Consider the following 12,979-nt stretch of genomic DNA (forward strand, 5'->3'; position numbering starts at 1 on the left):
GACAAGGCACTCACATTGTTTTTATGCACTGCGCTCTGCCTTAACGCAGTGTTTGATCAAGCTGTCACCGATTCTATGCCTGTGGGCACAGAAACATACGCTGACCGGAGGAACGGTTACGGCGCATTCCCCCTGCCGCATTAAGCCGCACGAGGCGCAAGGACTCAATTGAACCTTCAGCCAAGCGTTCGATTAACGCACACTGTTTCAGCTGTACAGTCGGGTGCACAGTTCCTGGCTGGCGTGCAGCAGTACCGGCAGAAAGCGCGATTCCAACGCCTGAAGGGTGACGCGGCTGACGTGAGTGCCCACATTGAGGGCTGCCATCACCTGACCTGCCGAGTCTTTCAAAGGCACGGCAATCGAGCGCAAACCGATCTCCAGCTCCTGATCAATAATCACCCAGCCCTGCTGGCGAATGCTGTCGAGGCTGGCCCGCAGGCCTTCAACGGTATGCACCGTGCGACGGGTTTTAACCTGCAACGGGGCGTGTTGCAGGTAATCCTCAAGCGCCAGGTCATCCAGCCCGGCCAACAGAATCCGTCCCATGGACGTGCAATACGCCGGTAGACGACTGCCCACACTCAAGTCAACCGAGATCAAACGTTGAGGGGTGGCCGAGCGGGCGATGTACAGGATCTCATCCCCCTCCAGCGTGGCCATCGAACACGCCTCATGCAGTTGTTCGCTAAGCCGATCCAGAATGGGCTGGGCCGTCACCGCCATGGGGGTTGAAGACAAGTAAGCGTGACCCAGCGTCAGCACTTTGGGCAGCAACGAATACGTGCGTCCGTCGGTGGTGGCGTACCCGAGTTTGATCAGGGTATGCAAGCAGCGGCGCACGGCGGCACGGGGAATGTCGGTGCGGTGGCTGATCTGGGCTATCGTCAGTTGCCGTTTACGTGCCTCAAAGGCATGCACCACGGCGAGCCCGCGGGCCAGTGACGTCATGAAATTCGGGTCGCCGGTCAAGGCATCGATGCGCCTGGCCGGTGACGCCACAATCGGCGGCGCCACGGTCGAGCGTGGCAACGTGGGTTCTTCACTCATTATTGTTTTCCTGTCCTGATGCCCACAAAGGCGTGAGCGATTATCGAACCGCTGTTCGATAATCGCAAACAGGCGCGGCACGGGTCACAGGCGCAAAACCGTAGTGATCTGGAAGCCCGCCATGCGGGTTTTTTTGCCGATGTCCACGGGATGCCCTCGCTGATCGGCAAGCTGTTCGCCATTCCCTCCATGAAGGGATACAACGACCGCGTCGTGCTGGACCGTGACGGCACAAGTGCCGACCAATACCCCGGCACCGAAGCGCAAATCCTGTGGTTGCCGCACCGCCCCGCCGATTCACAGACACTTCGACTCGCACAGATGCCGCCCACCCGGTAAAGGCATCGCGGCGCCTGTGTGCGGTATTCAGCTTTGTTTCAATTCAAAGCCGCGTCCGTTCCACGTATAGATCTCGACACTTTCAACACTCGGGCAGCACCGAGGGTCATCCGGGCCACTGGTCAGGGTGCTCACGGCGACGCGCGGGCCTGTGGAGGCCTTGATGTCGGTTGCCGCCCCCGACACCACAGAATGGCCCTGATACACCCAGCCAGCCCCTGAGCGATAGAACCCCGCCAGGCTTTGGTAGGAGCCGTTACCGCCCCCCTGCCCTTCGACAGTAAACAGCACCACGGCGTCAGGCTGACCGTCTTCATTCAGGTCCATGTATATAACCTGACGGTTATCGGTGTATTCCGCCCCTCCATCCTTGGAAATTTCCATCGCAATCACGTCACTGATCGCAGCCTCCAATGCGGCATCCGCCTGAGTGGCGTCAGACTCGACACCCTTCGTATCGGCGGCCGGAGCGTATTTTTCAACACCTTTTTCAGTCAGGCTCAGGCCCTGCTGCTTGCCCTTGGCAATGAACTCAGCCATCAACGCGCCGTGCATTTCTTTCAGGTCCTGACCGGAGAATTCCATCATTCCCTTACCGCTGAAGGGCTGTGCATCGCCCAAGAACCAGCGTGAGAACATGCCGGGTCGCACCGACTCCAGCTTGTCGACCAGTTGATCGGTGCGCTGCTCAACCAGGCCGGTCCAAAGCTTGCCAGCATCCTTACCCAAAGATTCGACCCACTCATCTTCTTGAGCCAGCCAGGCTGACTTGGCTTCTTCCAATAACAGGATGTTGTAGTCGATCGTTTTACTCACACAGGTATTCGTGAAATTACCCATGCACTCCTGACGCAATGCATCACGCGCCATCGACAGTTTCACATCGCTGTACACCCCGCAGCCTGACAACAGAACGATCAGGCCAATCGTCGAACCCATGCGTTTCAAGGTGCTCTCCTTAACGCTTGGACACCTCCAAGCGACACTCCATTTATTTAGTCAGGCACACGGCCACCGCCGTAGTTATCGGCAGGCGCAAGAAGCGCTTGAGTTGTCAGGGGTGGCAGGGGAACGCGGAAGGAAGGAATTGCGGGCATAAAAAAAGCCGCTATCGCTAGCGGCTTTTCTTGTATCTGGCTCCACGACCTGGACTCGAACCAGGGACCCAATGATTAACAGTCATTTGCTCTACCAACTGAGCTATCGCGGAATGGCGTCTATCTTACTGATATAAAAAGAGAAGTCAACACTCGCGATGACTTCTCTTTGCATTATTCAGATGACCTGAACAATGGCGTCAGTAACCACCTCAATGTTGCGCTGGTTCAAAGAAGCCACGCAGATCCGACCGGTGTCGAGGGCGTAAATGCCGAACTCGGAACGCAGGCGCGCCACTTGCTCAACGGTCAGGCCCGAGTAGGAGAACATGCCGCGTTGACGCGCCACGAAGCTAAAATCGTGCCCTGGCGCCTTTTGGGCCAGCAGTTCGACCATTTGCAGGCGCATGCCGCGAATGCGCAGGCGCATTTCTGCCAGCTCGTCTTCCCACATGGCACGCAGCTCAGGGCTGTTCAGCACAGCCGCCACGATGCTTGCGCCGTGGGTCGGCGGGTTGGAGTAGTTGGTGCGGATCACGCGCTTGACCTGGGACAGCACGCGGGCGCTCTCGTCCTTCGACTCGGTGATGATCGACAACGCGCCGACCCGCTCGCCGTACAGCGAGAACGACTTGGAGAACGAGCTGGAAACAAAGAAGCTCAGGCCGGACTCGGCAAACAGACGCACAGCGGCGGCGTCTTCAGCGATGCCGTCACCAAACCCCTGGTAGGCCATGTCGAGGAACGGGATCAACTGCTTGGCCTTGACCACGTCCAGCACGTTCTGCCAGTCGGCCGGGGTCAGGTCGACGCCGGTCGGGTTGTGGCAGCAGGCGTGCAGCACCACGATGGAGCCCGCCGGCAACGCGTTCAGGTCTTCCAGCATGCCCGCACGGTTCACATCGTGGGTGGCGGCGTCGTAGTAACGGTAGTTCTGCACCGGGAAACCCGCGGTTTCGAACAGCGCACGGTGGTTTTCCCAGCTCGGGTCGCTGATGGCGACCACAGCGTTGGGCTGCAATTGTTTGAGGAAGTCAGCGCCGATTTTCAGTGCGCCGGTCCCGCCTACCGCCTGGGTGGTGATGACCCGGCCAGCGGCCAACAACGGCGACTCGGCGCCGAACAGCAGTTTTTGAACGGCCTGGTCGTAGGCGGCAATACCGTCGATGGGCAAGTAACCGCGCGACGCGTGTTGAGCGACGCGAATGGTCTCGGCTTCGACAACGGCACGCAAGAGCGGAATTCTTCCCTCTTCGTTGCAGTAAACACCGACCCCCAGATTCACTTTGCTGGTTCGGGTATCGGCGTTGAATGCTTCGTTGAGGCCCAGGATAGGATCGCGTGGTGCCATTTCGACAGCGGAGAACAGGCTCATTATTACGGCGGCTCTGAATAGGGAATGGAGGGGGTGACAACGCTCCAGCCGATTGCACTAGAGCGGTGCACAAACGGGGAGCAAGTATAAGCCCGAACACGATTGGGGCAACAGGCGATTCCCGGATTTGCCCAAGTATTTCCGTTTATTTTAAGGCCACTGGTCTAATTGCAAACCGGGCCTGAATCGCCCTGTCAGCGACACGCCTTGAAACAGTCAGTCACCACCACCATATTTAGCCGTATCCTGTTTTTTTCCTGCGGCATGCGTCGTATGCAGTCTTTCTCGCGTTTGAAAGGTCCATGCCTTTATAGATGCGAATCCAGAGGTCAGATATGTCCGATTTTCAGCTCGTTACCCGCTTTGAGCCCGCAGGCGATCAACCCGAAGCCATTCGCCAGATGATTGAAGGCATCGAAGCCGGCCTGTCGCACCAGACCCTGCTCGGGGTGACCGGTTCGGGCAAGACCTTCAGCATCGCCAACGTGATTGCCCACGTGAACCGCCCGACCCTGGTGCTCGCGCCCAACAAAACCCTGGCGGCCCAGCTATATGGCGAGTTCAAGTCGTTCTTCCCCAACAACGCCGTGGAATACTTCGTTTCGTATTACGACTACTACCAGCCCGAAGCGTACGTGCCCTCCTCCGACACCTTCATTGAGAAGGACGCCTCGATCAACGATCACATCGAGCAGATGCGACTGTCCGCGACCAAGGCGCTGCTGGAGCGCAAGGACGCGATTATCGTCACCACGGTGTCGTGCATCTACGGCCTGGGCAGCCCTGAAACCTATTTGAAAATGGTGTTGCACATTGACCGCGGCGACAAACTCGACCAGCGCGAACTGCTGCGTCGCCTGGCTGACCTGCAATACACCCGCAACGACATGGACTTCGCCCGCGCCACGTTCCGCGTGCGCGGCGACGTCATCGACATTTACCCGGCCGAATCCGACCTCGAAGCCATCCGCATCGAGCTGTTTGACGATGAGGTCGAGAGCATCAGCGCCTTCGACCCGTTGACCGGTGAAGTGATCCGCAAGATGCCGCGCTTCACCTTCTACCCCAAAAGCCACTACGTGACCCCGCGCGAAACCCTGCTCGATGCCGTCGAGGGCATCAAGGAAGAGCTCAAGGAGCGCCTCGATTACCTGCGCGCCAACAATAAGCTGGTGGAAGCCCAGCGCCTTGAGCAGCGCACCCGCTTCGATCTGGAAATGATCATGGAGCTGGGGTACTGCAACGGCATCGAAAACTACTCGCGCTACCTGTCGGGCCGTGAATCCGGTGCCCCGCCGCCTACCTTGTTCGACTACCTGCCGCCCGACGCGCTGCTGGTGATCGATGAGTCCCACGTCAGCGTGCCGCAGGTCGGCGCCATGTATAAGGGCGACCGTTCACGCAAGGAAACCCTGGTGGAATACGGCTTCCGCCTGCCGTCGGCGCTGGACAACCGGCCCATGCGTTTTGACGAGTGGGAGCGCATCAGCCCGCAAACCATTTTTGTCTCGGCCACCCCTGGCAACTACGAAGCCGAACATGCGGGCCGGGTGATCGAACAGGTGGTGCGTCCGACCGGTCTGGTGGACCCGCAAATCGAGATCCGCCCCGCCCTGACCCAGGTCGACGATTTGCTGTCGGAGATCACCAAGCGCGTGGCGCTGGAAGAACGCGTGCTGGTGACTACGCTGACCAAGCGCATGTCCGAAGACTTGACCGACTACCTGGCGGACCACGGCGTGCGGGTGCGCTACCTGCACTCGGACATCGACACCGTGGAACGGGTCGAGATCATCCGCGACCTGCGTCTGGGGGTGTTTGACGTACTGGTGGGGATCAACTTGCTGCGTGAGGGCCTGGACATGCCGGAAGTGTCGCTGGTGGCGATTCTCGACGCGGACAAAGAAGGCTTCCTGCGCTCCGAGCGTTCGTTGATCCAGACCATCGGCCGTGCGGCGCGAAACCTCAATGGCCGGGCGATCCTGTACGCAGACCGCATCACCGGCTCCATGGAGCGGGCGATCGGCGAAACGGAACGGCGCCGGGAGAAGCAAATCGCCTTCAACCTCGCCAACGGCATCACCCCCAAAGGCGTATTCAAGGACGTGGCCGACATCATGGAAGGCGCGACCGTACCGGGCTCGCGCAGCAAAAAACGCAAAGGCATGGCCAAAGCCGCCGAAGAAAACGCCAAGTACGAAAACGAACTGCGTTCGCCCAGCGAAATCAGCAAGCGGATTCGTCAGCTGGAAGAAAAAATGTACGCCCTGGCCCGCGACCTGGAGTTCGAAGCCGCGGCGCAAATGCGCGACGAAATCGGCAAGCTGCGTGAGCGTTTGTTACAGGTGTAAGCCGGGCGCCAGCGGTTACAGACGGCCATGCTCCGCCTGTCGCCGCGACGCCTGCGCCGAATAAGCAAGGATATTTCCCCGCGTCGCACCGACGCGACCGACAAGGATGACCATGACAGCCGCCGTTACCCAAAAGCCCCTCGTTCCAGGCCGCCTTGAACAGAAGTCGACCCGTCTGGCGTTCTTTATTGCCGGGTTCGGCGTGGCGGCCTGGGCGCCGTTGGTGCCCTATGCCAAAGCCCGAGCGGGCCTGGACGAAGCCACGTTGGGCCTGCTGCTGTTATGCCTGGGGGCCGGTTCGATTCTGGCTATGCCCATCGCGGGCATGCTGGCGTCCCGTTACGGCTGCCGCAAGGTCACCATCGCTGGCACGCTGCTGATTTGTCTGGCGCTGCCCCTGCTGGCCACCGCCAGCACCGTCGCGCTGCTGATTGCCACGCTGTTTGTGTTTGGGGCCGGTTTGGGGGTCGTGGATTCCACGGTCAACCTGCAAGCCGTGATCGTCGAACGCGCCAGCGGCCGCAACATGATGTCGGGCTTCCATGGCCTGTTCAGCGTGGGCGGAATTGCCGGTGCGGCGGGGGTCAGCGCCTTGCTGGCGTTGGGGCTTACGCCGCTGTGGGCGATTGCCGTGGTGATTGTGTTGTTACTGGCTGCGCTGGCCAAAGCCGCACCGCACCTGCTGCCGTATGGCAGTGAAAGCAGTGGCCCGGCCTTTGCCATCCCCCATGGCGTGGTGCTGTTCATCGGGGTCCTGTGCTTCATCGTCTTTCTGGCCGAAGGCGCGATGCTCGACTGGAGCGCCGTGTTCCTCAGCGCTGAAAAACACATCGGGGATGCTTATGCGGGCTTGGGCTATGCCGCCTTCGCCGTGACCATGACCGCCGGGCGCTTGCTGGGCGACACCCTCGTCAGGCGCCTGGGGCCGACCCGGGTGATCGTGCTGGGGGGGTCGCTCGCGGCGCTGGGCCTGGCGCTGGCCACGCTGGCTCCGGGCTGGGAAGTGGCGCTGCTCGGTTACGCGCTGGTGGGCGCCGGGTGCTCCAACATTGTGCCGGTGCTGTACTCCGCCGTGGGCAAACAAACCGTGATGCCCGAACACATCGCCGTGCCGGCGATCACCACGCTGGGCTACGCCGGGATCCTCGCGGGCCCTGCGGCCATCGGGTTCGTTGCGCACGCCAGCAGTTTGAGCGCGGCGTTCCTGATAATCGCCGCCCTGCTGGTGGCCGTGGCCATCAGCGGGCGGATCTTGCGGGTATGAAGCCGTTACGACGGCGCGTTTAAAACCCGACGCTCGCCTGCACGAAGAACGTGCGCGGCTCGCCCAGGTACATCCCCGAGTTGTTGTCGCTGGAGCGCGTGAAGTACTGCTGATTGAACAGGTTCTTGATCCCCGCCCCGAGCTTCAGGTTCGAGGCTTGCGGCCCGAAGTCATACCCGACGCGGGTGGCCCAGGTGGCATAACCCGGTATATCGCCGTACTGGCCGTCCGCGGTCGGCTCGGTGATGTAGACCCCGCCAGTGCCCGGCGCCCGCTGTTTGGACTGGGCAAACATGTCCAGGTTGTAAGTCCAGCGATTAACCGCATAGCGCATGCCAAGGTTAAGCACTTGTCGCGAATACAGCGGCAAGTCGCGCCCCTTGAAGTTGAGAATGTCGCCTTCGGACGTGGCCTTGGTGTAGGTAAACGCCGCATTCACGGTCAACCCGTCCAGACGCGGGTCCAGACTGGCCAGGTCGTAGTGGACGGACGTCTCCAGCCCCTGGTGCTTGGTGGCCCCCAGGTTGGTCCAGCCAATGTCGTTGCTGATGTATTGCAGCTCGTCGGCAAAATCGATGTAGAACAGCGTGATGTCCCCGCCCCACACGCCGTTGTCGTAACGCGTCCCCAACTCGTACGTCTTGGCCTTCTCGGGCTTGAGCCCCGCCGCTGTCTGATCGCCAACGCCGCCCTGCCCCAGCTGGAAATACTGCAAGCTGCCAAACGAGGTTTCGTAGTTGGCGAACAGCTTCCAGGCGTCAGACAGGTGGTACATCACGCTCAACGCCGGCAGCGCTTCGTTGCTGTCGATGCTGCGTTTCTTCTCTTGCACCGGCTTGCCTTTGGCGTCCAGCACGGGCCGGTCGTGCCATTGGGTACTGATGCGCTCAAAGCGAATACCCGGCGTCACGGTCCAGTTGCCCACGTCGATCTTGTCGTCGATGTAGAACGCGTTGGCCTCGGTGCCGCCAGTGCGGTCCTGATACGCATGACCGTCACCCTTGGGCCCGACCACCGGCACGTTGTTGACCAACTGCAACTGACTCGCCTGTTCGTGCATCGCTTCTTTCAAATAGCGATAGCCGACCCCGACTTCCTGAGTCACAGGGCCAAGGGTGAACACGCGGGACAAGCGCGGCTCGATGCCGAAGGTGTGGTAATTGCGCGGGTAGGACACCAGCGTGTCCAGGTTGCGCGAGGCAATGGTGCTGCCGCGAAAGCTGTCGGTGTAGTAAGTCAGCACTTCAAATTGGGTCAGATCGTCGATCTGGCGCAGGTACTTGAAGGACACGTCCTTGCGCCGACCGCTGAAGCCGTCATAGTCGCGCACCGACTGATACGGGTCGGCATCGAACTGCGCCTGGGTCAGGCCGCCCGGCATGTCGGCCGTGGCGTCGTAGTAATGGAAATTGAGGCTGAAGTCGTCCTGGTCGGTGGGCGCCCAATGAGTTTTGAGCAACACGTCATCGATGTCGTTGTCGTTGTTGCGCGCGCGGTAACCATCGCCCTTGACCCCCGAGTACAAGAGCGCGGCGCCGATGCCATTGTCCGCCGTGCCTCCCAGAAACGCGGTTTCCATGTGTTTCCAGCCGCCACGCTCCGAGGTTTCGAGGGTGGTGCCGACTTCACCCTGAAAGGTTTCGGGGATGGCGCGGGTCACGAAGTTGATCACGCCCCCCACGTTCTGTGGCCCGTAACGCACCGAACCGGCACCGCGCACCACGTCGATGCTGTCCAGGTTGCCCGCCGAAATCGGCGCCATCGACAACTGCGGCTGGCCATAGGGCGCGAAGGCCGCCGGGATGCCGTCAATCAGCACCGTGGAGCGTGGCGACAGGCGTGAGGTCAGGCCGCGCACCCCCACGTTCAAGGAAATATCGCTGCCGCCGGTGCCGTTGGAATCCTGCACTTGAACGCCGGGGATGCCCTTGAGCACATCGCGCACATTCATCGCCCCTTGTTCGACCATTGCTTCGCGGCGCACCACGGTGCGGGCGCCCGGGTGGTTTTGCACCACCGCCTGATTGGCATCGCCCAGCCAGTCGCCCACCACTTTCACATCCAGCGGGGCCAGTTCAAGGGTGCCGCTGGCTGACGAGGCATGGCTGACCGGCGCTTCACGCAGGGTCACGGCATCACCGTCCAGGGCGTAACTCAAGCCGCTGCCTTGCAGCAGTTGCGCCAGCGCCTCTTGCGCCGACAGCTTGCCATTCACCGCAGGCGCCTGTTTGCCCGCCACCATGTCCGGGTTGAAAAACACCTGCAAGGCGGTCTGTTGGGCCCATTGGCTCAACGCACTTGCCAGCGGCTGGGCCTGAATGTGAATGGCGCCGGATGTGTCTTCCCCGGCGACTGCAACAGGCAGAGCAGCATTGACGGCCAGCGCCAATGCCAGTGCCAAGGGCAGCCAGCGCGCCCGGCCACCACGAGGCGGGGTACTCAAAGCGCAGTTGAACGAAGAGAAGCGCCCACGAAGCTTGTTATTTTTCACGTCGAGTCTTGCCCTATTGATCGCATCTGAAGTGCGACTGTTAATGCAAACCAGTCTCAGTTGTTCAAGAAGACGAAGAACTCAAAAAAAACCTGAATTCAGCGGGCAATTATTTCCTGACTGCCATCTTCGCGGGTGCGAATCGCCACCGGCAGGATCTTGGGCAATGCCCTGAGCAGTGCGTCGGTGTCATCCACCTTGAACACACTGGACACACGCAACTGCGCCAGCGCAGGGCTGCTCACCTGCAACGGCTGTGCGCGATAGCGCGACACTTCGGCCGCCACTTCACCGAGGGTCGCGTTATCAAACACCAATTGGCCTTTGCGCCAGGCCGTCAGTGCCTGAGCGTTCACAGCCTGCACCGCCGCGACGTGCCCCTGGGCACTGACCTGTGTGCCCTGACCGGCCGTCAGGTTGACCCGGGTCTGCGGGTCGACGCCCTGCACCTGCACATGGCCCGACTCAACGGCCACCCGCGCCTGTTCGCCATCGCGGCGGACATCAAAGCGGGTCCCGGTGACCGTGATCTGCCCCGGACCCGCCTGCACCACAAACGGCCGGGCGCTGTCACGAGCCACGCTGAACATGGCTTCGCCTTCGCTCAAGTCCACATGGCGCCGGTCAGCCTCGAAACTGACCTGCACCCGGCTGCGGCTGTTGAGTTCGAGGGTGGAGCCGTCGGGCAATGTCACTACGCGCCGTTCCCCCGGCGCAGTGGCAAAGGCCGCCTGATAAGACGGTGAGGACAGTTGATACCCCCAAAAACCGGCCCCGGCCGCAAGCGCCATCAGGCTGGCCGCCAACCCGTAACGCAACAGACCGCGCCGCCTGAGCGGCGCTGACGGGGTTGCGCACAGGGCCTGCAAGCGCGACGCAGGCAGGGTGTCGAGGGCCGACCACATGTTCAACAGCCACTGGTACTCGGCTTCATGACTTGGGTCTTGCCCGCGCCAGGCGGCCAGCTCGCGCTGCTGCCCGGCCCTCAGGCTGCCCGCTTGCGCCCGCGCAAACCACGTGGCGGCAGCCTCGCGCACGCAGGCATGTTCGCCCGCGCCCGGCGTCTCTGGGTCGGTGGTGGGACGATCACACTCGCCAGTTGAGCGGATCACGGAGCCTCCACGCGTTCACGCAGATGGCGCAGGGTGCGGATCATATATTTTTCCACCATGTTTTTGGTCAGCCCCAGCCGCTCGGCAATTTCGGCCTGGGTCAGCCCTTCGATCTTCTGCCACACAAACACCTTGCGGCAGTTGAGGGGCAGCTCCTGCAAGGCCCTTTCGACCGACTCGGCCAACTGCAACGCACGCATGAACTGCTCCGGGTCGCCTGTCTCCGACGCGCTAGGGGGCATGGTTGCCCGTTCCTTGGCGTCGCGGCGTTCTGCGCGGCGAAAGTCGTCGACCGCAATATTGCGCGCGGTCTGATGCAGATAGGCACGCGGCTGCTCGACCGTGGCCGCATCGGTTTCGAGCACGCGCACGAACGTGTCATGGGCCAGGTCCTGTGCCTGCTGACGATTGCGCAGGCGGCGAGTCCAGGTGCCAATCAACTCTTCGTAATGTTCAAAAAAGCCCGTTTTACGGGGCGGCTTATGGGTCATTACCATGGGCTGCGAAGGCGGGGCGCGAATAGTAATGCTTCCTATTATGCCCAGCAATCATTACATCCTAACGCTGCACGCTCGCCAGCAATCGCTGCTCCACCTGAAGGCCGCGTGCAAACCCGAACCTGCGTGCCGTGAGCAATCCGACCAGCCCCATGAGGGCGCAGAACGCCACGCAGACCCACGGGCTCCACGGCATCAGCGCAATCAGCAACAGGGGCGTGGTACTGGCCCACAGCGCGTAAGCGATGTTGTAGGTGAAGGAAATCCCCGACACCCGAATCGGTGCGGGAAACAACCCCACCATCACCGACGGCACCACCCCGACGATGCCGCAGGTCAGCCCGGCAAACGCATAGGCCAGGCCCGGCAAGGCCCACTGCCCCACCAGGCTGGCGTACAGCAAGCCAATGCCCAGCGGCAGCAACAGGCTGTACAGCACGATACTGCGCCACACACCGATGCGGTCCACGATCAACCCGGCCAGCACACAGCCCAGATTCAGGAACACGATCCCCAGACTGCTGAGCGCAAAGGTGTGACGGGCGTCCATGCCAAAGCGCTGCTGCATGACGGTCGGGGTAATCACCACAAACACCACCACCGCACTGGTCAGCACACACGTCAGCAATGCCGCTGGCAGCAAGGCACTTCGATGGTCGCGTAACACCGTGCGCAGCGGGAACGGCGCCCTGCCCTCGTTGCGTTCGCGCAGCGCCAGAAACACCGGGGTTTCGCTCAGCCAGCGGCGCAACCACACGCCAATGACCCCGAATACCCCGCCCAGCAGGAACGGAAAACGCCACGCGTAATCAAGGATTTCGGCCGGGGTAAACACCTGCGCCAGCACCGTGGCGGTCAGGGCGCCCAGCAAATAGCCGAAGGTCAGCCCGGCCTGCAAGAAGCCCAGCGCATACCCGCGTCGGCCGGCCGGGGCATGCTCGGCCACAAACACCCAGGCACTGGGCACTTCGCCCCCCACCGCTGCACCTTGCAGAATGCGCAGCGCCAACAGAATCAATGGCGCGAAATACCCGATGTCGGCATAGGTGGGCATGACTCCGATCAGCAGGCACGGCAGCGCCATCATCAAAATACTGAGGCTGAACACCCGTTTACGCCCCAAATGGTCGGCAAAGTGCGCCATCAGAATTCCGCCCAGCGGACGCGCCAGATAGCCGGTCACAAAAATGCCGAAACTTTGCAGCAGGCGCAGCCACTCGGGCATGTCCGGCGGGAAAAACAGCTGACTGAGGGTCAGGGCGAAAAACACGAAAATGATGAAATCGTAAATTTCCAGCGCCCCGCCCAAGGCCGCCAGGCCAAGGGTCCGGTAGTCGGACCGGGAAAATCGCACCGAAGGGGCTTGAGTATCAGCAGGCATAAATACGCTCAATAGGAAGGGG

10 protein-coding genes and 1 tRNA gene are annotated in these 12,979 nt (G+C 61.4%); 3 read left to right on the forward strand and 8 right to left on the reverse strand.

The genetic code is table 11. The annotated features are described in order from the left end of the window. Positions 1 to 207 precede the first annotated feature (207 nt). Positions 208 to 1,050: an IclR family transcriptional regulator C-terminal domain-containing protein gene (locus tag BKD70_RS19680; protein WP_047275698.1), complete on the reverse strand. Its 843-nt coding sequence runs from the start codon at positions 1,048 to 1,050 to the stop codon at positions 208 to 210. A gap of 150 nt (positions 1,051 to 1,200) precedes the next feature. Between BKD70_RS19680 and BKD70_RS19685 the strand changes: the two genes are divergently transcribed. After that, on the forward strand, positions 1,201 to 1,389 hold the full coding sequence (locus BKD70_RS19685) for a hypothetical protein (protein WP_052892178.1): 189 nt from the start codon (positions 1,201 to 1,203) through the stop codon (positions 1,387 to 1,389). A gap of 27 nt (positions 1,390 to 1,416) precedes the next feature. Here the strand turns inward: BKD70_RS19685 and BKD70_RS19690 are convergent, their stop codons facing one another. The 3 genes from BKD70_RS19690 to BKD70_RS19700 all read right to left on the reverse strand — a co-directional run bounded on the left by BKD70_RS19690 (position 1,417) and on the right by BKD70_RS19700 (position 3,861). Further along, positions 1,417 to 2,337, reverse strand: a complete 921-nt coding sequence (locus BKD70_RS19690) for a hypothetical protein (protein ID WP_052892179.1) — start codon at positions 2,335 to 2,337, stop codon at positions 1,417 to 1,419. Between the two features lie 186 nt (positions 2,338 to 2,523). Beyond that, positions 2,524 to 2,599: transfer RNA gene (locus BKD70_RS19695), tRNA-Asn, on the reverse strand. Between the two features lie 65 nt (positions 2,600 to 2,664). Further along, on the reverse strand, positions 2,665 to 3,861 hold the full coding sequence (locus BKD70_RS19700; RefSeq protein WP_047275700.1) for an amino acid aminotransferase: 1,197 nt from the start codon (positions 3,859 to 3,861) through the stop codon (positions 2,665 to 2,667). A gap of 335 nt (positions 3,862 to 4,196) precedes the next feature. On the opposite strand from BKD70_RS19700, the gene uvrB reads away from it, so the two are divergent. Next, entirely contained in the window at positions 4,197 to 6,212 is a 2,016-nt protein-coding gene (gene uvrB, locus BKD70_RS19705; protein WP_047275701.1) for an excinuclease ABC subunit UvrB, read from the forward strand. Positions 6,213 to 6,324: 112 nt separating this feature from the next. Further along, a complete protein-coding gene (locus BKD70_RS19710) occupies positions 6,325 to 7,476 on the forward strand; it encodes an MFS transporter (RefSeq protein WP_047276170.1) in 1,152 nt (383 codons plus the stop codon). A 19-nt stretch (positions 7,477 to 7,495) separates the two neighbouring features. On the opposite strand, the gene BKD70_RS19715 is transcribed toward BKD70_RS19710, so the two are convergent. The 4 genes from BKD70_RS19715 to BKD70_RS19730 form a co-directional block, all read right to left on the reverse strand. Beyond that, entirely contained in the window at positions 7,496 to 9,919 is a 2,424-nt protein-coding gene (locus tag BKD70_RS19715) for a TonB-dependent siderophore receptor (RefSeq protein WP_047276172.1), read from the reverse strand. A 146-nt stretch (positions 9,920 to 10,065) separates the two neighbouring features. Continuing rightward, on the reverse strand, positions 10,066 to 11,004 hold the full coding sequence (locus BKD70_RS19720; protein ID WP_240478027.1) for a FecR family protein: 939 nt from the start codon (positions 11,002 to 11,004) through the stop codon (positions 10,066 to 10,068). Positions 11,005 to 11,075: 71 nt separating this feature from the next. Then, positions 11,076 to 11,570, reverse strand: a complete 495-nt coding sequence (locus BKD70_RS19725) for a sigma-70 family RNA polymerase sigma factor (protein ID WP_047276176.1) — start codon at positions 11,568 to 11,570, stop codon at positions 11,076 to 11,078. A gap of 67 nt (positions 11,571 to 11,637) precedes the next feature. After that, positions 11,638 to 12,957, reverse strand: coding sequence for an MFS transporter (locus tag BKD70_RS19730; protein WP_047275704.1), 1,320 nt, complete (start codon positions 12,955 to 12,957; stop codon positions 11,638 to 11,640). Positions 12,958 to 12,979 lie beyond the last annotated feature (22 nt).

It is taken from the genome of Pseudomonas sp. BS-2016 (assembly GCF_001806145.1).
Lineage (GTDB): Bacteria > Pseudomonadota > Gammaproteobacteria > Pseudomonadales > Pseudomonadaceae > Aquipseudomonas > Aquipseudomonas lundensis.